This is a genomic window from Pseudomonas artemisiae (genome assembly GCF_057128685.1).
In genome coordinates this window covers 17542-39682 of sequence record NZ_JBSKHS010000024.1, presented here as the reverse complement: position 1 = coordinate 39682, position 22141 = coordinate 17542, and the positions used below count along the sequence as shown (strand labels likewise).

General features: G+C 53.0%; 16 protein-coding genes and 3 pseudogenes. 14 read left to right on the top strand and 5 right to left on the bottom strand.

All coding sequences use genetic code 11. The annotated features are described in order from the left end of the window. From ACWKV4_RS19825 to drt3b, 6 genes and pseudogenes are all read left to right on the top strand, one after another. A partial coding sequence (locus ACWKV4_RS19825) for a hypothetical protein (protein WP_483833909.1) occupies window positions 1-877 on the top strand: 877 nt, incomplete at its 5' end. Beyond that, window positions 870-4160: a DEAD/DEAH box helicase gene (locus ACWKV4_RS19820; protein ID WP_483833908.1), complete on the top strand. Its 3291-nt coding sequence runs from the start codon at window positions 870-872 to the stop codon at window positions 4158-4160. The genes ACWKV4_RS19825 and ACWKV4_RS19820, both read left to right, overlap by 8 nt. Window positions 4161-4288: 128 nt before the next feature. After that, window positions 4289-4411, top strand: a pseudogene (locus ACWKV4_RS19815) (IS30 family transposase); the annotation flags it as partial. A gap of 28 nt (window positions 4412-4439) precedes the next feature. Next, window positions 4440-4861: pseudogene (locus ACWKV4_RS19810) on the top strand (LexA family protein); the annotation flags it as partial. A 194-nt stretch (window positions 4862-5055) separates the two neighbouring features. Beyond that, window positions 5056-6327 carry an antiviral reverse transcriptase Drt3a gene (drt3a, locus tag ACWKV4_RS19805; protein WP_483833907.1) on the top strand — a complete coding sequence of 424 codons (1272 nt, stop codon included), beginning with the start codon at window positions 5056-5058 and terminating at the stop codon, window positions 6325-6327. Beyond that, on the top strand, window positions 6317-8275 hold the full coding sequence (drt3b, locus tag ACWKV4_RS19800) for an antiviral reverse transcriptase Drt3b (protein WP_483833906.1): 1959 nt from the start codon (window positions 6317-6319) through the stop codon (window positions 8273-8275). The genes drt3a and drt3b overlap by 11 nt, the downstream gene beginning before the upstream one ends. A gap of 220 nt (window positions 8276-8495) precedes the next feature. On the opposite strand, the gene ACWKV4_RS19795 is transcribed toward drt3b, so the two are convergent. From ACWKV4_RS19795 to ACWKV4_RS19785, 3 genes are all read right to left on the bottom strand, one after another. After that, on the bottom strand, window positions 8496-9458 hold the full coding sequence (locus ACWKV4_RS19795) for a tyrosine-type recombinase/integrase (protein WP_483833905.1): 963 nt from the start codon (window positions 9456-9458) through the stop codon (window positions 8496-8498). Window positions 9459-9775: 317 nt separating this feature from the next. Beyond that, complete coding sequence (locus ACWKV4_RS19790; RefSeq protein WP_483833904.1) at window positions 9776-11572, bottom strand: GmrSD restriction endonuclease domain-containing protein; 1797 nt, start codon at window positions 11570-11572, stop codon at window positions 9776-9778. A 31-nt stretch (window positions 11573-11603) separates the two neighbouring features. Further along, a complete protein-coding gene (locus ACWKV4_RS19785; RefSeq protein WP_483833903.1) occupies window positions 11604-12578 on the bottom strand; it encodes a 5'-nucleotidase in 975 nt (324 codons plus the stop codon). Window positions 12579-12947: 369 nt separating this feature from the next. Between ACWKV4_RS19785 and ACWKV4_RS19780 the strand changes: the two genes are divergently transcribed. From ACWKV4_RS19780 to argE, 6 genes are all read left to right on the top strand, one after another. Continuing rightward, a complete protein-coding gene (locus ACWKV4_RS19780) occupies window positions 12948-13193 on the top strand; it encodes a hypothetical protein (protein WP_483833902.1) in 246 nt (81 codons plus the stop codon). 826 nt (window positions 13194-14019) lie between these two features. Then, entirely contained in the window at window positions 14020-15444 is a 1425-nt protein-coding gene (locus ACWKV4_RS19775; RefSeq protein ID WP_483833901.1) for a purine-cytosine permease family protein, read from the top strand. 165 nt (window positions 15445-15609) lie between these two features. Next, window positions 15610-16905, top strand: coding sequence for a flavin-containing monooxygenase (locus ACWKV4_RS19770; protein WP_483833900.1), 1296 nt, complete (start codon window positions 15610-15612; stop codon window positions 16903-16905). Window positions 16906-16932: 27 nt separating this feature from the next. Beyond that, on the top strand, window positions 16933-17349 hold the full coding sequence (locus ACWKV4_RS19765) for a RidA family protein (RefSeq protein ID WP_483833899.1): 417 nt from the start codon (window positions 16933-16935) through the stop codon (window positions 17347-17349). Between the two features lie 9 nt (window positions 17350-17358). Continuing rightward, window positions 17359-18036, top strand: a complete 678-nt coding sequence (locus ACWKV4_RS19760; protein ID WP_483833898.1) for a DUF1028 domain-containing protein — start codon at window positions 17359-17361, stop codon at window positions 18034-18036. After that, window positions 18033-19190, top strand: coding sequence for an acetylornithine deacetylase (gene argE, locus ACWKV4_RS19755; RefSeq protein WP_483833897.1), 1158 nt, complete (start codon window positions 18033-18035; stop codon window positions 19188-19190). Before ACWKV4_RS19760 ends, argE begins: the two co-directional genes overlap by 4 nt. Window positions 19191-19202: 12 nt before the next feature. Here the strand turns inward: argE and ACWKV4_RS19750 are convergent, their stop codons facing one another. After that, entirely contained in the window at window positions 19203-20114 is a 912-nt protein-coding gene (locus ACWKV4_RS19750; RefSeq protein WP_483833896.1) for a LysR family transcriptional regulator, read from the bottom strand. A 70-nt stretch (window positions 20115-20184) separates the two neighbouring features. On the opposite strand from ACWKV4_RS19750, the pseudogene ACWKV4_RS19745 reads away from it, so the two are divergent. Next, window positions 20185-20289: pseudogene (locus ACWKV4_RS19745) on the top strand (VOC family protein); the annotation flags it as partial. An 81-nt stretch (window positions 20290-20370) separates the two neighbouring features. Here ACWKV4_RS19745 and ACWKV4_RS19740 read toward each other — a convergent pair. Beyond that, complete coding sequence (locus ACWKV4_RS19740) at window positions 20371-21108, bottom strand: GntR family transcriptional regulator (protein WP_483833895.1); 738 nt, start codon at window positions 21106-21108, stop codon at window positions 20371-20373. 191 nt (window positions 21109-21299) lie between these two features. Here ACWKV4_RS19740 and ACWKV4_RS19735 point away from each other — a divergent pair, with 191 nt between their 5' ends. Continuing rightward, a complete protein-coding gene (locus ACWKV4_RS19735; protein ID WP_483833894.1) occupies window positions 21300-22133 on the top strand; it encodes an amidohydrolase family protein in 834 nt (277 codons plus the stop codon). The last annotated feature ends 8 nt before the right edge of the window (window positions 22134-22141 follow it).

The following is a 22141-nucleotide window of genomic DNA, read 5'->3' as shown; positions in this document are numbered from 1 at the left end:
GTTGTCTGCTCATCGAACACCTCTGTGTGGCGACCATTTTCGCCTAAAAAAGTGTCCGGGGTTAGTAGACCACTACACTATCTTCAAAGGCGACCGTGGAAAGCTGGTCGAGATCTTGGCCTATCTGTATCTGCAGCAGGAAAAAAACGCCCAACGGATAATCCGTGCTTTAGAGCCAAGGCCCCGCTCGCTCAAGGGAAGGGTTGCTGAGAATGTCATCAGGAAGCTGACGGCACCAAACCAAGCAGACGTTGAAGCTGCTAAGTCAGGAACAGAAAAAGAAAAGGAAGCAGCACAGAAGCGAATCGCTACGTCAATCTGGCATCGTGATGGGCTTCTCTTTCAGCACATTTCCTGGATTGTTGCCAGGCAGGCGATCCCCGATGGCTACATGACCTCACCGCATGTAAGGCAAGCCGACAAGGGATTTGACGGATTCATCATTGAGTTAGACAAGAGTCAAGAGCGGATTGAACGGGTAGTCCTTTGTGAGGACAAGGCTTCCGAAGACCCGCGACCTCTAGTCAGAAGAAATGTCTGGCCGGAAATTAAGTCGATTATAACCGGCGACCGTGACGATGAGATCCTGGCTGATCTAACAACATTATTGAAAAGCATTCCGGCAATCGATGCTGAAAGTGCAGTTGACGAAATTTTTTGGGAAGGTACTCGTCACTTCAGAGTTTCTGTAGCTACCGGCGAGGACAAACGCAAGTCAAAAAGCTTCGTACATATAGTAAAAGGATTTGACGACATAGTGACAGGGACAATTGAAAAACGAGTTGCAGGTGTTCTGCCATTTGATGATGTTCGTATCGGTCTTGATCTCCTCGCTCAGGAAGTGATCGCCAAGGTGGAGGATATATCCGGTGTTTGACTCAAGCTCTCGCATGCTGCTTCGAGGTGCTCCTGACCTTCCTGATCTAGACCCTGATACGCTTGATGAGCTTTTGACAGAAGCCTACATCGAACTGGCGACTGCGCGTTTCATGTCGGCGAATGTTGAAGAAGGATCAAATACGAAGGTGTTTGATCGCTTGCGTCGGCTCGCCTCAACCTTCGAGGCATATGTTGCGCTTAATATTCGACCGGAACAGTCAAGCGCCGCAGCTTTTGTATCGGGTACCGCTCATCAGATCCTGTCCCGCTCGCGTGAAACACGATCGGAGCCCACGTTGTTATCAAGTGATGCCCTTGGTTCGGTGATCTCAGCGACGCTTCTTTTTCTCATCGCAGATCGGGCAGCAGATGCGGCTGAAATCGCTACGCAGCTTAGGGCTAAAGGTGAGCTTAGAGCGGTCAGGCGTTCGCTGATCCTTAGCCTCCGTGAATTCGCCACTGGCAACTTAACTGCAGTAATTGACCGTGCTCTTGAGCAAGATCTAATTCGACGAAGCAATAGCCGCGAATACGCTACCGACCTTCTCCTAAGAGAATGCGCGCAAGCTATTCAGGATCTAGCAAGAGAAGCCGTAATTGGCGGCTCTGTCAACAAAGATATCCATAAGCGCCTTGCCCGCGTCGTCAAGTTATCCAAAGCTTCGTCAACAGAGCTCGGTTCTGAACTTGAGGGATCAGTGTACCATCAATTTGCGGGTCCTCACCACCTCGCCACTTTGTTAAGTCATCTTGTAGAAGGCGTCCAGGCATCGATGCTCGTGCGCCTACCAGCACCTTTAGGTGCCAACAAAAATGCGTGGAACGAATGGACTGAAACTCAGGCACGTTCAAAACCGTTCTTGTGGGTCAATCATCTCAAGGCGATCAGCACGGGGTATCTAGATCGTGGCCAATCGATGGTGATGACGTCACCCACTGGATCAGGCAAGACGACGCTTTCAATTTTGAAGATTGCAGCCACTCTCTGCGCTGGCGAAAGCGTCATCTATCTGGCACCAACTCATGCGCTTGTGGATCAAGTTGAAGCGGATCTATCGGGTCATATCGGTGATATAGAACCGGTCAGTGTGGAAGACACTGCTCTGGAGGAGCTGGGGGAAAAGCTACCACCCTTCTCCGTAATGACGCCTGAAAGGTGCTTGGCCCTTCTAGGCTTCTCGCCGGATCTCTTTGCAAAGGTCGGTCTTATGGTGTTCGACGAATTCCATCTCATCGGTGCGGACGACCCGTCTAGAACTCACAAAATAAATGCGAGGGCGATTGACGCAATGTTGGCGTTACTCACCTTCCTCAAACTCCGAGCGAATGCGGATCTGCTGCTACTTTCGGCAATGGTGGCAAACGGAGAAGAGATAGCGCGCTGGCTTAAAGATGTTACCGGGCGCGAAGTCAATGCATTCGATGATCCTTGGAAGCCAACACGCCAGCTCCGCTCTTGCGTCATCTATGACAATTCAAATGTGAAAGAAGCGGTTCAGCGTGCCTCCACGCTGCCAACGAAATCCGCGCGCAAAAGAGTTTTGGTTCAGCCATTGGGGTTGTTTTCTCTGATTTCGGGCTGGCATCCGAAGCGACCAGAGAAGCTTGTTGTGCGAGTTCTGACAAAGCGTACTCCGCCGCTCCTTTTAAATGACAATGGTTACTTGACCTCAAACCGCAACCAAGTCGCAGCACAGATCGCGGCTGACTATGCTGCGCTCGGGAAGCGTGTCATCGTGTTTTGTAATGACATCAAAGCGTGTGGAAGTGTTGCTGATGAAGTCAACAGCATCCTCACACCCGCAACCGTTCCGCTGGACGAAACGCAGGAGGAGATTCGTAGCGCCATCCTAGAGGATGTAGGATCGGAACATGCAGCCTTCGATCCGACTCTCCGGCGGGCAGCTGTGCATCATGGGGATCTTCTTCCACTGGAAAGAAGGCTCACTGAGAGTGTTTTCCGTGCGCGCCGGGATGGGGAAAGCGGGGCCTTGGGGCTTGATGTGATTGCGGCGACTTCGACAATTGCACAAGGACTTAACCTTCCCTGCGATGTAGTGGTCTTGGCTGGAACCGACCGCAGTGCTGTCGATGACCCGAACGGCAACCCCCGAACCGATCTACGACCCCATGAAATATTGAATGCTCTAGGCCGCGCGGGTCGTGCCGCCTATTCGGCTACTGGACTCTCGATCGTTGTACCGGCACAACCAATCCGGATTGATCCAGACGAGCTCGCCTTTGCTCCACAGTCTGTGCTGAATACCGTGTTCTCCGATCAGGACGCTTGTGAGGAAATAATTGATCCAATTGAACTGCTTTTGGATCAAGTTGAAGCCTCAGTTAATTTGGACGCTAGGATGCAAGCAATGATCCGGCGTCTTTCGTCCGTAACAGAGACCGGAGAAAGTGGCTTTGACGATATTGTGCGAAGGTCCTTGGGGTATTTCCGGAAAAAAGCAGCCAGTGCTGCTGATGCGGACAAGTGGCTGGAGAGGCGCCGTACAGCGCTGGAGAAGGCCGAAGAGGCACTTGACGATCCTCCCGTTCTCGACTGGCAGCGAGAAATCGCTGTGCGCAACGGGATTCCTCCTAGGCTGATCGAGCGGCTGGTTGATGCATTACAAGCGACCTCAATGGAAACCGACTCCACTGCCGATTGGATGAGCTGGCTTCTCGATATCATCGCCGAGCACCCGTTAGACTTGACCATTTTTATTAGAGGCGCGGCCTTAGAGTCAGTATTTGGTCGTGCCTATTCGAATACTAGTAAACCAAAAGAGACTGCTCGCCTAATACTAAAAACCCTTAAGACACTGGTATCAATGTGGTGCGGCGGCCAATCTCTCGTAGAGATCGAGGAGTGGTTGCTGGTCTTTGTCCAAAAACACGAGGGACAGGTCAGCCGGAAAACGAGTCGCTCAACAACAGCCCAACGCGCCCGTAGATTTGCAATACGTATCACTCCTGATCTTGGGTTCTTGTGTGGGGTACTCGGGCAAGTTGAAAATCATCTGTCGGAAAAAGCAGATGCTCCAAAACGGCCAATTATTGAAATGCTCCCACAGATGATTAGGGCTGGGGACAATACCCGGCATCATGCAATTCTGCGCCAGTTAAAGTCTGTATCCTCCCGCGTCAAAACTTATAAGCACTGCGAAAAGTTGCGCTCTAATTTCACTGCGGGCCCGCAATCTAGCATTGAGGAAATTCGTCACGATATCACCCTAGCGACACTTGTAGAGGCATTCACAGTTTTCGGTGAGGGAGATGATGCGTAGCCGTTGATCGAAGCGAGGTAGGCGCTGACCGGACAGAAGACAGTCGTGGGCGAATGGCCGCTCATGGCTGTGGATTCAACCGGTGAATGCAACGGCCCAAGATGCATTAGGAAGAAAGGAGTTTCTCCATGAAGCAGCGGCCTCGAATTTACTACACCGATACACAAAAGGCCTTTATGTGGGAGCGATGGCGTGCGGGCGATTCGCTGCAGTCAATTGCTCAACTCTTTGATCGTAACCATATCCAGATTTCTGGACCGTTCTCCAGGACGATTAACGATGTCACTTTCCATCCTTGGCCGCATGAGTCCTTCGTTCCTTCTCTTGCCGTTTTATGCGTGCCAGGTGCCCACGGGTTTTCCGTCACCGGCAACAGACCACCTTGAAAAACACATCTCCCTGGATGAGCTGTTCGACCTGCGCGCACAGCATGTGTACCTTGTGAAGGTCGAGAGGGCGACAGCATGAACGGTGCCGGCTTGTTTTCCGGTGACTTGGTGATTGTGGACCGAGGCCGGGAGGCCAGGTATGGCGATATTGTGATTGCCGCACTCAACGGTGAGCCCGTGTGTAAGCGGCTGCATTGCAAGGGCACCGAAGTCATCCTTCAGTCCGAAAACCCGGCCTACCCCCTGCAGTTCATCCTGGAAAGCGATGAAATGTCCATTTGGGGTGTAGTGCGCTACAGCGTGCGTGATCATACCTACGCACGAGCCTATTTTTGCCCTGGTGGACTGCAACAGCTTCGGGTAATCCAGGCATGCTGGACGACTTTAGTCGTTATTGAGTAAAGTTAGATCCTCTCTGATTAATTAAAATTAGAATACGAGTTTAACGTCAAAAATTATGTATCATACTATACCTGTGGTAGATTTTATTAGTACCAGGAGATCAAATGTACGATCAGAGTTTTAATGGAAATTCATTAAGGCGTGAAATCAGAAAATCTGATTTTAGAAAAAATAGAACCTTGCATGACGAAAGCTTAAGGGGGAAGTATATTGATAATGCTTGCGCACGATCAAGCACCGGATTCAATAGTTATAATGCGCTTTCAATAAATTCGCTTCATGGGAAAACAGTTTATAAAATTAGAGATTTTTCTGATGAGCTGATTTTTCGAAAGATAAATTCTAATATAGTTAATCTTACAAAGCTAAAAACTAAAGACAGGGACTCTATAGTAGCAAATGTCGAGGTTCTTCTATCTGAGGGCATACAGTATAGAGTATACAGATTAGACATTAAAAGCTTTTATGAATCCGTATCAATTTCTTCAATATTCGAAGAAGTTGAAAAAATTAAAATGCTATCTTCTCTTACGAAACAACATTTATTTGAGATATTTAAGAGCTACCATGGTTTAGGGTTTGCAGGTGTACCGAGAGGATTATCAATATCAGCGACTATTTCAGAATTGGTTCTCTATAATTTTGACAAAAAAATTTCAACTCACCGAGAAGTATTTTTTTTCTCGCGATATGTAGATGACATAATAGTCATTACTAGCGGCAACGAAAACCGTAAAAAATTTCTAAAATGGATAAAATCCTCACTCCCTTCAGGTTTAACACTGAACGATAAGAAACAGCTAATACGTGAAAGGTCAGGTACTTTTAAAGAAAAAAATGCGTCTGCTCCATCTATTATAAAAAAAACCCCATCCATGGAGTTTGAATTTCTTGGTTACACGTTTAAAGTAACCGATCCATCCAGTAATGATGGAAAAAAAATACGACAGGTAGAGTTAGATATCGCACCGAGCAAGATAAAAAAAATTAAAACTCGGATAGTTAAAAGTTTGATTGCATACTCAAAAGATGGCGACTATGATTTACTTGTAAACAGGATTTCTTTTTTATGCTCAAATTTTAGTGTGATTGATGCTGATAGGGATCGGAAAAGACTGGCGGGAATCTACCATAACTACCATCGAGTTGTTTCAGAAAAATCTAAGGCACTGTTAGAGCTTGATACCTATTTAAAGAAAGTTGTGACATCGGGTTGGGGGAAGGTGAGCGACAGCTTTTTTACAAAAACTAGTACACTACAAAGGCGAAAGCTGATGCAATGGAGCTTCATCCGAGGGCACTCCCAAAAAATCTACCTCCACTTTTCTGAGTCACGGCTCGCGGAAATTCATCGGTGCTGGAAATATGCCAAATAAAATTATTCGAGAAAAGATTAGGAAAGACGATTATCTTCGTATTCTTGTTACTGAAACTTTGCCGTATGAGACACCTCTTGTCCATTCAAACGACGGCTTATTGAAGAATCTGCAGAGTGACTATAAAAACGAGATTTTTGTTTTTATAGTGAACAGGTTAATAAGTCAGCAAAATCCTAAGCCTACTATTCCTTATAAGTATAAAATAAGAAAAAGCACGACTGAGTTTCGCACACTGGCTATAATTCATCCCGCATCTCAATTTAGATTTGTGGATTTTTATAAAAAATATTCGCGCCTGATTTGCCATTTTTGTGATAGAAGCCAATTCTCAATTCGTGCGCCATATAAAATAGCTAGCACTTTTTTTTACAAGAATACCTGGGAAAATATTAGTGAATTCAAACGCAGCAGTGTAAGTACATTGGGCACGGATCAAGTTGCCAAGCATAGTAGTTCATTTTTCACTTATAGAGGTCATGATCGACTGTTCAAATTCTATAATTCCCGTGATTTTCTAAATATTGAGAAAAACTATGGGGTATTTTTGAGTCTTGATGTATCAAAGTGCTTTGACAGTATCTATACTCACTCCATAGCATGGGCAACTAAATCAAAAGAAAATACGAAAAATAATCTAAAAATTACATCTACATTTGGACAATTCTTTGATAGTTTGATGCAGCAATCGAACCACAACGAAACGAATGGTGTGTTGATTGGGCCGGAAATTAGCAGGATTTTTTCAGAGGTAATTTTCCAGAGGATAGATTTGAATGTTGAACAACGTTTATTGGGTTTAAATAACCCTTCAAAAAATGGGCATGATTACACGATAAGAAGGTATGTGGATGATATCTTCATTTTTGCAAAGACCAAAGAGCATTCGCGTTTAATAGCCGAGATATATACAGAGGAGCTGAATAGCTACAACTTGCATGTAAATCAAAATAAAGTCGTAGAATATTCAAGACCTTTCTTTTCAACAAAGTCACGTGTAATAACTGAGTCCAACGTAGCTATAAACAATTTCAGTAATAATTTTCTTGAGTCTCGCGAAAATAACGATCGTCTAATTCCTAAAAGAATTTTCAACTCTCGGAAGCTAACTAAAAGCTTTATTGATGCTGTCAAGACCATATGTTCATCTAACCAGGTTGATTATGATTCAGTATCAGCTTATATAATATCTGCGGTTACGAACCGAATAAAGAAAATAATAAATGTTAAGTCTTTGGCTGATATTGAAAATCCTGAATACTATGCGGATGCTTTGGGCGCGTTGGTAGAGGTGTTGTATTTTTTTTATACGACAGCGCCATCGGTAAGCGCGTCGTATAAATTGTCCATATCTATCATTTTGATAGCCAGGTTTACCAAGGTTTATCTTCCTTCGCATTATCTTACAATCACCCAGAGAATTTATGAGCTTACATTACAGCTATTGAGCAGAGATCTAATATATTTCAAATCCTCTACTAAGAATTTTGTTTACCTAGAGGCTATCAATATTGTTCTTGCTAGTTCTGAGCTTGGCGCGGATTGTATGCTGCCCTCTCAAATATTAAATGAATTGTTAAACTCTCAAAGCTCTTATTATGACTTGATGAGCTGCTTGTACTATATTAAAGATATAGTTTCTTATAGTGAAACAAAAGCGTTAATTGAGCGGAAGATAGATTTCTATCTTCGTGATCTTTCTGATGTCCCAATTTATGCGGAGAAAGCTTGCATACTCTTAGATTCTATCGCTTGCCCATATTTAGATGAGGCAAGGAAGGCCAAATATATAAAACGCCTTTATCGAGACTTAGGTCAAACCCCCCCTACTGATCAGCAGATATCAGGATTCTTAAAAAAATCACTAGCGATGCCGTGGTTCATCAGCTGGACTGAAATTGACTTGTTGAACATGCTTGAGAAAAAAGAGTTGAAAGAAGTTTACTAATGTTGCTTAATGTCAAGCGTGGGAGGTTGCCAATATACCCTCTACGGAGCTTAGGCGACGATTACTCTGATATGAGGTGCTGAACACCATCATGCTAGGCACCTGTCTGAGAGCCTTAGTCAGTATGATAGGGCACACACTAAGGGGTGAGGCCACCTCCCACTGCGTCATCGCATATTTGCGTATAGCATCCGACGCGCCGTCTCGAGAGCAAGAATGTTCAGTATCTGACTTTATAAGTTGGCGAATCCTCCGGCCGATTCTGCCGTCGATCATAGATCCTGGTCGTGCTGATGTTGGCATGCCCCAGCCAAGCTTGGACCTTGGCAATGTCCGCCTCATGCTCCAGGGCATTGGTAGCTGCTGTTGCCCGCAGGCCATGTACGCCCAGGCCGGCGACCTCGATGCCGGCCTTTTTGGCATAGGCTTCCACTACTTTATAGATGCCATCGGCGGTAATGCCACCTCGATCTATGGCGCCGCGTAGCGGCAGGAACAGCGGGCTTTTCGGCGTGACCAGGTGATGCCCCGAACGCTCCAGGTAATCGTGGATGCGGTCAGCGGCTACCGGGTGCAGGGGCAGATAACGCACCTTTCCGCCCTTGCCGTGAATCAGCAGGTGCTTGATCCCGCGCCGCTCCAGCATATCGCTGACGCCCAGCTGTGCTGCCTCTTCCCGCCGAAGGCCGTGGTAGAGCAGCACGGCTAGAATGGCCCGATCCCGTAGCCCCTTTAGCGTGGCCACGTCCGGTGCTTCCAACAACGCCTTTGCCTGGTGATCGCCCAGGGCCGGGGTCTTACCTTCGTTGGTCTCGATCTTGGGCCGTTTGACCCCGTGCACCGGGTTACCACCGGCGACCGCGTTGCATTCCAGCAAATGGTCGAACAGGCTGGCCAGCGCAGCGAGTTTGCGCCTGATGGTGGCCCCGGCCAGGCCCCGGTGCTCCAGCTGGGCACGCCAGGCCAGGACGTGAGAGCGCGTCACCACCCGAAACTCGTCTGCAGTGGCCAACCCTATAAAGGAACAGAAGTCTTCCAGGTCGTTTTGGTAGGCACGACGCGTGCGTGGGTTATCGATGTTGGCAAACCATTCCACCGCGGCCGGTACCGCGGCCAGGTGCTGGAACTCGACCGCGGTCAATCGACGCTCGCCATCCCCTTTGTGCACCGTTAGCGTGCTCATGATCCCCTTCCCTCCCCCAAAACGCTTTTTTGACGCTGCCGACTGAAAACTCTTGATAACGTATTTTATCAATACTTAAAAAGCAGTCGCCCCATCCCTGCCGACATAATCATAAATGTGTAACCAGAGAGTTTCTTGCTTTTTGATGGATCCGGAAAACTGCTTATTACATTACACAATTATCAACGTCTCACTTTCGATAGGGCATGCGTGACTTCCGATTCAGCCGTTCCAATGAGCACACGTATAGGAACTGAGAGGCGAACAGCATACCCATCGAAAGCAGCCAGCACGTGCCTATCCTTCTGAAGACTCTCTCACAACCTCCAATAATACTGCTTGATCTTCTGTGCCATCAGTCGGCGACGTTCAGCAAGGAAGGCTTCGAATCGCTCGGGTTGGTAAGCGGCCAGGTCTTCTGGGAGGCAGTTGGCGGCCAGGTTGATTTTGAGATCTTCCAAGCGGGTGATTGCTCCATAGCGCGCTACGCCGCTGTCACACTGAGTTAGCACATCAGCCATATAGGCTGCCGGAGCGGTGTGGCCGATCTTGATATTCACTTCCTGCTGTATGTACACATAGTTAGCTACCTGGTTGTACTTACTTCGCTGCAGGCCTTGTTGCTTCAGGTAATTCTTAGGGAAGATGTGGTGAATATCGCCGTGATGCGTAAGCATATCTCGCACCGTGATTTCCTTGGACAGGAAGCCCTTGTCACCGCGGTTGGCCTGCGCGGCCCAGAACACCTTGATAGCAGGCGCGTTGACGGAGGACGTAGTCAACGCCTGCGGCAGGCCGAAACCCCAGAAAGCGTCAGAAAGCTCGGCAGCCTCGATTTCACCTAGCACATCATCGAACTGCCGCTCATGAATCGCCTTGATGTCCTTGTCGAAACGCGACTCTGGCGAGCCCGAGTAGCGTCCAGTTAATAGCGACATTACAAGCCAGCGGCGTACCCAGCTTTCGATATTAGGGTTATTGCCCAAGTCGCGTTTGAGTTTCAGGTATAGGACGTAAGCAAAGTTAAGCGCATTGACCGAACCGATCATGGAGCTATCTACATAACCGGCCGAGCGAATGATCATTAGGAAGCGCTTGAAGTGCGTTTCGTTAATGAACTCCCTAACCCCTTCGCTCAACGTTTTAAAGGAAGCTTCTTCGATTTCCTTCTCATAGCTGCGTGTCTCGAAGTTACGACCGGAGAGAAGGCCGACCAAATCTGACAGCCGTCCACGATTGAATTTGGTGGTGAAAGCGACGCGTAGCATGTCTGAATAGCTGGGGTCGTACAAGTCGTCGCTCTCACCCTTCAACCACCGCATAGTGCGAAAGTAGTCAGTCTCTACAAAGGCCTTATCGTTGTTCTCGATGTGAGCATAGAATTCGGGCGCGATTGACAAGTGACAGAAGTAGTCAATGACTTTGCGCAGCGTGTTGCCGCCGAACTCCTCGTTGGCGGCGATCTTCGACATGACGAAATCCGCCTGGCTTAGCACTACCCCCTTGGAATTGATTCGAATGAAGATTTCGGTAACTACGTCTATTTCCAAATTCGCAGCTAGCTCAATCAACCCGATTTGCTTTTTGGTGATATCGCACAACCTATCCAGCCGCTCATAGAGCAGGTCTTCATCTACATCAGGATTCAGGTTTAGGTAGTCGCGTCCTACCTTATGCGCCTTCAGCTCACCGCTGACGATGGGCGCAATATCAGCGAACCAAGCCTTGTCTTTATCAATAGCCGGGTTGCTAACCTCAAAGCGCTCCTCAATGGGGTGGAAGGCAATTCGGATACGCACCTGCTGGTAATCCTGATTGATCACCCGCTGCCCAGCGATGGCAGCCGTCAAGGCCGTTACCCGCTGCTGGCCGTCGATTAGTATCTTTTTGCCTTCGGCCAGCGAGCCGTCTTTCAATTTCACGGTCGGGTTGCGCCAAGCAATGATGTAACCCACCGGAAAGCCCTGATATAGGCTGTCCATTAGGTCGCGCACTTTGCTGGCATCCCATACAAAGGGGCGTTGAATTTCTGGAATAGCGATTTCACCAGATTTAACCCAGCTCAGCAGGGTTTCGATCAGGTGTTGATTAACAGAGTACTTCTGCGCTGACATGAACATTCCTTTGTATATAAAGAGAGTGAGCTCATTCAACCGGGCCAGGTACCAAAGCCACCGGTTCCTGCCTAGTCAAATAGGGGACTTTGCCGGAGGGTACCAGATTGGCAGCACCGTCCAGGTGCACATCTTGGTCGTCGAAGAAGATATGCGGATTGAAAGCCCTGAGCACCTTGGGTTTGCCTACACCGCCAAGAAAGAAGGCTTCGTCAACGTATACGCCCCACTCGCGCAAGGTATTGATTACGCGCATTTCTGATGGGGAATTCCGTGCAGTTACAATTGCAATCCTAATTGGTGAGTCCTTTGCGCCGGTCGGCAAACGGTCCTGCAACTTGGCGAGTTTTTTCAGCAGGCTAGCGTAGGGCCCTTCCTCCATAGGCGTATGTTGCAGTGCATCTTCCTGCGCCTGAAAGGCATCCAGCCCCTGGGCTTTGTAAACCAGCTCGCTGGCGTCAGAGAACAACACGGCGTCACCGTCGAAGGCGATACGTACCTGACCTTCGGGGATTTGCGGCGCGTTGGTTGGCGGCGCCTTGAGAATCGCCGCTGCGCACTGCTTAGAGTCGATGACCTTCTGCGCGTCCTCCACATTGGTGGTCAGGAACAGGTCAACATCAAAAGCATCCATATAGTCGGCTACCGACTCACCGCCAGTAAACGCCGAGCGAGTAATTGCCAACTGGTCGCGGCGAATGGTCTTAAGCACGCGGATGCCCGTATCCGGGCTGTTACGCGACATTACCACCACCTCGACCAGCGGGGCGGTCTCGCCGGCTTTTATGTACCGATTTAGTGCTAGCAGCGCCTTGGCCAAGTGATAACCCGTACCCGGCGCCAGTGGTTCGTCTTCACGCTCCTGCATATAGCGACGATAGTTGTCGATCACGCTTTCTGGATCAGCTTCCAGCGCTGCCTTGAACATCTGATCGGACTCGCTCATATCGAATAAAGCGGTGGCCGAGATGCCCACTACCAGGGTGTTAGTCAGGTCAAACGCCATACCAAACTTTTTCCTATGCGCAGATGATAACGCTTGCAAGAATAGCGCTCATAACACGCCCTCATTCTACCGATAAAATTCTCGTGGTCCGCAGCTGCAACGCCAGCGTGGATACAGTCGATATGTACAACAATCATGGTCAGCCCTCCCAGTGCTGGTCAACCCTTGTTTCTCAAGGCTAAAGCTGCCCTGACAGCTTGGACCTTCATTATCGGTAGGGGAGCCATCACGCTGGCAGAAAAGCGCTCCCTGGTGCGCCACTGGTCCCAGCGGCATTTGCTTATGCCCGGTCAGTTGACAGTCATCACGGTCCAACACTAAAACTGTCCTTAGTCCCAGGACAAAGGACAGGCGTTACACAAGATAGCCATGAAAAGCCAAGACGTATTCCTGCTAATCAAATTGATCTGCCTCGAACAGCGTAAGTGCCTTCAGCAGAGACTCGATAACGAAGTAGAGGCACCGATTGCTTACGGCCATACCTCCCCATCGAGCTACCAGCAAGGCCAGGCAGGTAACTGGGGCCAAGATGCTCGCGTTGAACGCAGCACCTACTCCGTTCGAGCGCTGCAGGCATCCCTGGGCATAAGCAAAACCGAATCGCTGCGGCCCTAAAACGCTGCCAGCAGGTAGGGCTATTGTGTGTAGATCCGATTTCTCAGTTGCCACGGGTCAACCGTAGGGCATTGCTGGGTTTCATTGAGCACGGCTTGCGCTACGTGTTCCCCGTAAGGCCAGCCGAAATCGTTAGAGGGATCCCTACCGGCTTTTCTGCCCCGGCCTTGCAAGGGAGGCTAATGAGCGGCGGCGACCTTATCTGTGTATGGCCTGACGCCTATGGAGATCGCAAGGGCCAAGCCATCACTCCCCTGTTCAGGACTGTGCCTGGCGTAGCAAAAAAAGATCCGCACCTATACGAATACCTGGCCCTTATAGACGCAGCCCGCTTGGGAAATGCTCGAGGGGCCAACCTCGCCAATGAAATGCTCCGCGACAAGGTGCTGCGCGTCTGAGGCGCACATACGCTATTGAAATGCTCGAAGTCGTTGCTCGGATCAATCCACTCCGGTTTTACCCCCCAAAGCTTTTTCCTTCCCCCAGACAACCTTTTTACTAATTCTCCCCGGCCCCACATTCCTGCAAGATCATCCTTAGCGCGCTGGCCAGTCATTCCAGTCGCACCATTAGTAGGGCTCAGGGCATCAGAGAATGCCCGGCCGATATCACTTTAACTGCCCCGGATCACAACTATAACAGCCGTGAGGGAGTTACTTGTCAGCCAGCCGCTTCAAGGCCTGGCGGCAGCGGTGTTCCTCCAGAACATAGCCATCTTTGATCCAATCGGGTTGAACATGGCGAGTGTACCTTCCAGCTGTTGATCGCTTCTTCCTGCATGGGTGGGGAAGCACTGTGGTTCAGCCTATTCACGACTGGAGACACTATGGCTAATCCCGCGAATCAAGCGCCGTTGCAGGCGCCGCTGATTGAAAAGCACACCATCGGCTATGTACCGCCCGAGGACAGGCACGGCAACGTGCGTGACCTGTTTACACTGTGGTTCGGCGGTAATATCGCGCCTTTGCCTATTGTCACGGGCGCGCTGGGTGTTCAGCTTTTTCATTTGAACCTGGTGTGGGGCATCGTTGCGATTCTGGTAGGGCATATGATCGGGGGCGTGTTGATGGCCCTGCATTCTGCCCAGGGCCCGCAGATGGGCATCCCGCAGATGATTCAAAGCCGCGCGCAGTTTGGCTCCCTTGGGGCCTTGCTGGTGGTGGTGATCGCAGGGGTGATGTACATCGGGTTCTTTGCTTCGAACATCGTGCTGGCGGGTAAGTCCTTGCATGGGGTTACCAGCAGCGTGCCGGTGCCTGTGGGGATTGTGATTGGCGCGGTGGGCTCGGGCATCATCGGCATTATCGGCTATCGCTTTATCCATGTGCTTAACCGGATCGGTACCTGGGTGCTGGGCATTGGTATTGCGGTGGGGTTTGGCTATATCTTCACGCATATCCAGAGCGATGATTTCCTTACCCGGGGCGGCTTCAATGTATCGGGCTGGTTGGCCACGGTATCGCTGGCCGCGCTCTGGCAAATCGCCTTTGCGCCCTATGTGTCTGACTATTCCCGTTATTTGCCAGCCAATGTGCCGGTCGCGTCAACCTTTTGGGCGACTTATCTGGGCTCGACCCTGGGCTCCAGCCTGGCGTTTATCTTCGGGGCGGTGGCGGTATTGGCGGTGCCGGCTGGCGCGGACACCATGGATGCCGTAAAGCAGGCTACGGGCGCGATTGGGCCCTTGATGCTGGTGTTGTTCTTGCTCAGCGTGATCAGCCATAACGCCCTTAACCTGTATGGCGCGGTGCTGTCGGTGATCACCCTGGTACAAACCTTTGCCTGGCGCTGGATCCCTACTGCGCGCAGCCGTGCGGTGCTGTCTGTGCTGGTATTGGGAGCCTGCTGTGTAATGGCAGTGTCGGCGGCGGCGGACTTTATCGGGCACTTTATCGACCTGGTGTTGGCGTTGCTGGTGGTGCTGGTGCCTTGGACGGCGATCAACTTGATCGACTTCTATGCCATTCATAAAGGCAAGTACGACATTGGTTCTATCTTCCGCGTGGATGGTGGGCTGTATGGGCGTTATAACCCTCAAGCCTTGTTGGCTTACGCCATCGGTATCATCGTGCAAATCCCCTTTATGAATACGCCGTTGTATGTAGGCCAAGTATCGGCCTATATCAATGGGGCGGACTTGTCCTGGCTGGTCGGCCTGGTGGTTACCTCCCCACTTTATTATTGGCTGGCCAGCCGCGACAGCGCGTATCGCCGTCGGCAAACCAGCATGGGCAGCCATACCGCCGTTTAAGTATCGCTAGCACATAACAGCAAAAAAATGTTCCGCGGCTGCATCGGAAAATGATGGTCAGCTGCACGTTTAATACTTATTTAAAAATAACGGGCGGCTCTTTAGGGTGCAGGTACAGGCTACAACTCCCTACCCCTGCCATTGCTCGGTTGAAGGACACGCGCTATGTCATTAGATAACACGGTAATCGATACGCTTGTTGTAGGTGCTGGCCAGGCAGGTGTGGCCATGAGCGAACACTTGAGTTCACAGGGTGTACCGCATGTGGTGCTGGAACGCAGCCGTATCGCCGAGGCCTGGCGGACGGGCCGCTGGGATTCGTTGGTCGCCAACGGGCCGGCCTGGCACGACCGCTTCCCTGGCCGTGAATTCGACATGCCCCCGGATGCCTTTGCCCAAAAGGACGAAGTTGCCGCCTATTTTGAAGCCTATGCGCAGCAAATCGGCGCGCCCATCCGTACAGGCGTAGACGTGAAGCGGGTTACCCGCAACAGTGGCACCACCGGCTTTAGCGTGGAAACGTCCGAGGGCACGATCCAGGCTCAACGGGTGGTAGTTGCCACCGGGCCGTTCCAAAAGCCAGTGATACCTGCCATTGCGCCCTATAACCCTGAGCTGCATCAGCTTCACTCGGCGCACTACTTCAACCCACAACAATTGCCCGAGGGGGCTGTGCTGGTGGTGGGGGCGGGCTCTTCTGGGGTACAGATCGCCGATGAGTTGAACCGCGCGGGCAAGCAGGTGTACCTCTCCGTGGGCCCCCATGATCGGCCACCGCGCGCCTACCGGGGCCGGGATTTTTGCTGGTGGCTGGGCGTGTTGGGTTTGTGGGACACCGAAACCATGCAGCCTGGCCGTGAGCACGTGACCATCGCGGTGAGCGGCGCCCGGGGTGGCCATACGGTGGACTTCCGCCGCCTGGCGCAAACCGGCGTGACCCTGGTAGGGCTGACCGAGGCCTTCGAAGGCACTACCGTGACCTTCAAGCAGGACCTGAACGAAAACCTCGACCGCGGGGACCAGAACTACCTAAGCCTGTTGGATGCAGCCGATGCCTATATCGAACGCAACGGCCTGGACCTGCCCCTGGAGCCGAGCGCCCGTGAGCGCGTGGCCGATGCCGCATGCATCACTCACCCCTTGCAAGCGCTGGACCTGGCGCAGGCCGGGGTGACCTCGATCATTTGGGCGACCGGTTACGCCACGGATTACAGCTGGCTGCAGGTCGATGCCCTGGATGCCAAGGGCAAGCCCCGCCATCAGCGCGGCGTGTCCAGTGAGCCGGGCGTGTACTTCGTGGGGCTGCCGTGGCTGTCCCGCCGTGGCTCGGCGTTCATTTGGGGCGTATGGCACGACGCCAAGCATGTGGCTGGCCATATCGCCACCCAGCGCGCCTATCAGCAGTACCAGGCGCCCACTACACTCCAGGCTGCTGCTTACACTCCCAAGGTTACTGCCTGATCACCTTCCCCCTTTAAGGAGACTGTCATGTCTACGCCTACCCATACCCGCATTCGCATGTTCAACACCAAGGAGACCTACCCTAATCAGAGCTTGGATAACGACCTGTGCCAAGCCGTGCGCGCGGGCAATACGGTGTATGTGCGCGGCCAAGTGGGAACGGACTTCCAAGGCAACCTGGTGGGCCTTGGGGACCCCGCGGCCCAGGCCGATCAAGCCATGAAGAACGTTAAGCAACTGCTTGAAGAAGCCGGTAGCGACCTCTCCCATATCGTGAAAACCACCACGTACATCACCGACCCTCGCTACCGCGAGCCGGTGTATCGCGAGGTGGGCAAGTGGCTGAAGGGGGTATTCCCCATTTCCACCGGCTTGGTGGTAGCTGGCTTGGCGCAGCCCCAGTGGCTGATGGAAATCGACGTAATCGCTGTAATCCCGGACTGAGGGCACGCTATGACATTTTCCATCGTGGCTCGCTGCCCAGACTCGGGCCAGCTCGGGATCGCTATCAGCTCCTCCAGCATCGCGGTTGGCGCGCGCTGCCCTTGGCTGCGCCCAGGCGTAGGGGCGGTGTCTTCCCAGAACATTACCCTCCCCGCCCTGGGGCCAGACACTTTGAATTTGCTGGAAGCCGGGCTAGCACCGGAGCAAGCCTTGGACGAGGCCCTGACCCGCAACGGTTATAGCCAGTATCGGCAGATTACCGCCATCGACGCCCAAGGCCGTACAGCGCACTTCAGCGGCACTGAAACCCTGGGCGTACACAATGCACTTAGCGGTAAGCAGTGCGTGGCGGCGGGCAATATGTTGACCAGCCCTGGGGTTGTGGAAGCGATGGTGCGGGCTTTCGAGCAAGCCGAAGGCCAACTGGCGGACCGTTTGCTGGCGGCGATGCACGCCGGGCTCGCGGAAGGCGGTGAAGCCGGGCCGGTGCATTCCGCCGCGCTGGTAGTAGTGGGCGATTTAACCTGGCCTATCGTTAACCTGCGGGTAGACTGGACCGATGCCTGCCCCATCGAAGAACTGGGCAAACTCTGGCGCGCCTACCGCCCGCAAATGCAGGACTACATCGACCGCGCCCTGAACCCCGCCAAGGCGCCTGGGTACGGCGTGCCGGGGGATGACCGATGACCAGCGCCCAGCTGCTAGCACGGCTGGTGGCCTTCGATACCACCAGCCGTGAGTCCAACCTGGCGCTGATTGAGTTCGTGCAGGCCTATTTAGCCGAGCAGGGTGTGGCTTGCGAGCTGATCTACAACAGCGATGGCAGCAAGGCCAACCTGCTCGCCACCCTGGGCCCGGCCGGTGTGCCAGGCATCGTGTTATCGGGGCATACCGATGTGGTACCAGTGGACGGCCAAGCCTGGAGTGTTCCGCCTTTCGCGCTGACCGAGCAAAACGGCAAGCTGTACGGCCGCGGCACCGCCGATATGAAAGGCTATATTGCCTGCGTGCTGGCGTTGGTGCCTGCGCTGGTAGCTGCTGACCTACGCCGGCCTGTGCATATCGCGCTGTCTTACGACGAAGAAGTGGGCTGTTTGGGCGTGCGCTCGTTGCTGGAAACCCTCGCCGCGCGCCCGGTTAAACCCCTGCTGTGCGTGATCGGTGAGCCCACCGAGCTCAAGCCGGTGCTTGGCCACAAAGGCAAACTTGCCATGCGCTGCCATGTTCATGGGGCCGCCTGCCATTCGGCGTATACCCCCCAGGGCGTCAATGCCATTGAATATGCCTCGCGGCTGATCGTCGAACTCAGCCGCCTGGGCGAAGCCCTCAAAGCGCCCGAGCACCAGGATGAGCGTTTCGACCCGCCTTTTACCACCGTGCAAACCGGCACCATCAGTGGCGGCAAGGCGTTGAATATCGTGCCGGAGGATTGCCGCTTCGACTTCGAGGTGCGCGCCCTTCCCGCCATGGACCCGTGGCAGGTCGCCCAACAACTGGAACAGTACGCTACCCACACCCTATTGCCGGCCATGCGCGCGGTGAGCGGCCAAAGCGGTATTCAGTTCAGCGAACTGTCCAGTTACCCCGGCCTGGCCACGGCGGCAAACAGCCAGGCCGCGCACTGGATCGCGCAGTTCTGCGGCTCAAGTGAGTTCGGCACCGTTGCCTTCGGCACCGAGGGCGGGCTGTTCGATCAACTGGGCATCGCCACCGTGGTGTGCGGCCCCGGCAGCATGGAGCAAGGGCACAAGCCGGATGAGTTCGTGAGCACCGCGCAACTCGAGGCCTGTGACGCGATGCTAAAACGGGTACTGCACTTCTGCCTGGATGCACCCGCGTAATTCATCAGGCGTTTATGGCGTGCGGTGGTCAAGCTCGGCAATGCAGTGCTCCACGAACAACTGCGCGGGCTTGGTCAGTTGCGAGCGTTTCAGCCACGCGGCGGCCAAGCCAGACCCGGTGACCTGCTCCGCCAGGGGAGTGCACACCAGCGGCTTGCCGTCGTAGGTGTAATCGGAAAACGGCCGAGTGACCAGGATCGAATACCCAAAGCCTTGCCCCACCATGCCGCGCACCATCTCGATCGACGGCGAGCTAAAGGTGATATGCGGGTTCAGCCCGCGCTCGGTGAAGATGCTTACGAAGTAACTACGGCTAGGGGCGGTGTCCAGCAGGATCATCGGCTCCAACGCCAACTCTTGCAAAGAGACCTTATCTTGAGACGCAAAGCGGTGGTTCGCTGGCAAGAGCGCATACGGCTGACGCGGCGCCATCAATGGCGCGGTTTCAATAGTCGAATCCAACTCATGCTCGAACAATACCGCCAGGTCGATACTGCCACCGGTCAACGCCTGTACCAGTTCCTGCTGCTCACCGTCCCGAATACGAATCTCCACCCCCGGCCATTTGGCCCGAAACCCCTCGATCAGCATCGGCATATACAAGGGCGCCACGGTTTCGTAGCAGCCTATGTCGATTTGCCCGGCCACAATGTCATTGTCCGCCAGTGCGTTCTGCTCGAACTCATGGGCCATGCGTAACAGCTCCACCGCCTTGCGATAAAACCGGCTACCGGCGGGCGTCAGGGCCATGCCCTGGGCATGCTGGCGGATGAACAACTGCACGTTAAAGCTTTCTTCAAGCTGGCGGATGGCAGTGGATACAGAGGGTTGGGCGATATACAACTTGCGAGACGCCTCCGCCACACTGCCGCAGTCCACCACCGCCGTGAAATACTTAAGTTGCCTGAGGTTGTAAGACGCCACGGGGCCTCCTGGGGCATATGTGGGCTCTAGTGGGAAAGTTGCCGGGCCGCAATAAGCACTATATTTGCACGATAAATTTGCCTACCTCGATATGAACGGCGCGCAGGTTATGCTCGAACACATGGACCCGGATGCCGGCCAGTGGCAACAGCCAAAAATCAGCAAACAGCCATTCACCCCTCTGGCTGCTACGACCCAAAGCGGGCGCTCGCAGCAGGCTACTCGTACACGAGGGTGTTGATACCGTGCATAAGCCTCAAGAAATCTCTATCTGATACCGGAACCCGCCTGCTGCGGCACGGGACAGGCGGTATTCAAGCGGGGACCGGTCATAGCCCAGCGCCGTGCGCTCAATGCTGACCACCGGTGCGCCGACCTCGATCGACAGGGTTTCAGCCATGGCCTTGTCGGCCGCGCCAACCGTGAGGGTTTCCTTGGCCGAAGCGATGCATTGGCCGCACTGCTTTTCATAGAGCGGATAGAGCAGTTCGCCGAAGCTCGTCGAGTCGATTTCCAGCAAGGCACCGAAGCGGCTGGCGGATAGCCAGATGTCCTCGTGAAACAATGTGCGGCCTTCGACCATACGCAAGCGCTCCATGTACACGACCTGCTCACCCTCGCCCAGCCCTAACACGTTGGTAACCGTCTTCGACGGTGTTCGAAGGGTTTTGGAGAGGATACGGCTAGTGGGAATTTCGCGCCGGCCTCCGGCATTGACTTGGCGAAAGAAACGAGCCAGCGAGGTTTCGAAATTCGGGCGCCGCACAAAGGTGCCACGGCCCTGACTGCGCAACAAAAGCCCCTCGTTGACCAATGTATCCACTGCTTTGCGCACCGTGCCGATGGCCACGCCGTAATGCCGTGTCAGCTCCGCCTCTGTGGGAATAGGCGCACCAGGGGTCCATTCGCCAGCAGCAATCTTGGCCAACATTTCTTCTCTGAGGCGCTGATACAGCGGCAGCCGCTCGTCATATCCGAGTGTTGTGGTGTTCATTTATTGATCAACCCTTATCCGAAGCGGATTCATTTTATCACCGCTGCGCCGATTGACAGATATCAAGAACTGAAGATATGGTCATACATTCATCTATATGAATAATTGAAAACATCACAACGTGGCCCGCTTCTCGTCCAGATTGCCGGCAGCAGGTCTTGTCACGACAACAATAAATTTCGAGTCTGCCTATGAATCGTTTTCTATCGCCCAGCCTGCACGGCGTGGACACGCACGCCCACATCTTCCGCCAGGATTTGCCGATGGTGCCCGGGCGTCGCTATAGCCCTCACTACGATGCGCTAGTCGAGGACTACCTTAAACACCTTGATCGCCATGGCCTGGCGTACGGCGTGCTGATCCAGCCGAGTTTTCTCGGCACCGATAACCACTACTTGCTTGAGGCGCTAAGCCGTTATCCGCAGCGGCTGCGTGCCGTGGTAGTGGTCGAGGCGCAGGTCAGCGAGGCACAACTTGACGAACTGGCCGAGGCCGGGGTTGTAGGCATTCGCCTGAATCTCATCGGTAAGGCCTTGACCGACTATACAGGGCCCGCCTGGACCGCCCTGTTCGAGCGGCTGGCCCGGCGAGGCTGGCACGTCGAGATTCAACGCGGAATCAATGACGTGGCGTTGATCGTGCCGGACATTTTGGCGTGTGGTGTCAACGTGGTGATCGATCATTTTGGCCTACCCACTGGTGGCATTGAGATCGAGAAGCCCAACCACACAGCCTTTCTCACGTTACTCGCCAACGGGCGCGTATGGCTCAAGCTCTCGGCACCCTACCGTAGCCAGTTGAACCTTGCTCAGGCACGGCGGGTTCTGGCTCAGCTGCGCAAGTCGAGCGGGGGTATTACGCGCTTCCTCTGGGGCAGTGATTGGCCCAACACCCAATTCGAAGATCAGACCGACTACGACCGCCAAGTCGCTTTTATCGAAGCGTTGTTCCCGGACCCCGACGACCGCGCCCGGGTATTGTTGGATAACCCGGCGAAACTGTTCGGCTTCGACATTTCGCGCTAAACGGCCCA

Bases quoted from the DNA above. Each gene is read 5' to 3' on its own strand.
- ACWKV4_RS19775 (WP_483833901.1), top strand. From the start codon at position 14,020: ATGGCTAATCCCGCGAATCAAGCGCCGTTGCAGGCGCCGCTGATTGAA.
- argE (WP_483833897.1), top strand. From the start codon at position 18,033: ATGACCAGCGCCCAGCTGCTAGCACGGCTGGTGGCCTTCGATACCACC.
- ACWKV4_RS19760 (WP_483833898.1), top strand. From the start codon at position 17,359: ATGACATTTTCCATCGTGGCTCGCTGCCCAGACTCGGGCCAGCTCGGG.
- drt3a (WP_483833907.1), top strand. From the start codon at position 5,056: ATGTACGATCAGAGTTTTAATGGAAATTCATTAAGGCGTGAAATCAGA.
- ACWKV4_RS19790 (WP_483833904.1), bottom strand. From the start codon at position 11,572: ATGTCAGCGCAGAAGTACTCTGTTAATCAACACCTGATCGAAACCCTG.
- ACWKV4_RS19740 (WP_483833895.1), bottom strand. From the start codon at position 21,108: ATGAACACCACAACACTCGGATATGACGAGCGGCTGCCGCTGTATCAG.
- ACWKV4_RS19780 (WP_483833902.1), top strand. From the start codon at position 12,948: ATGAAAAGCCAAGACGTATTCCTGCTAATCAAATTGATCTGCCTCGAA.
- ACWKV4_RS19770 (WP_483833900.1), top strand. From the start codon at position 15,610: ATGTCATTAGATAACACGGTAATCGATACGCTTGTTGTAGGTGCTGGC.
- ACWKV4_RS19765 (WP_483833899.1), top strand. From the start codon at position 16,933: ATGTCTACGCCTACCCATACCCGCATTCGCATGTTCAACACCAAGGAG.
- ACWKV4_RS19735 (WP_483833894.1), top strand. From the start codon at position 21,300: ATGAATCGTTTTCTATCGCCCAGCCTGCACGGCGTGGACACGCACGCC.
- ACWKV4_RS19795 (WP_483833905.1), bottom strand. From the start codon at position 9,458: ATGAGCACGCTAACGGTGCACAAAGGGGATGGCGAGCGTCGATTGACC.
- ACWKV4_RS19785 (WP_483833903.1), bottom strand. From the start codon at position 12,578: ATGGCGTTTGACCTGACTAACACCCTGGTAGTGGGCATCTCGGCCACC.
- drt3b (WP_483833906.1), top strand. From the start codon at position 6,317: ATGCCAAATAAAATTATTCGAGAAAAGATTAGGAAAGACGATTATCTT.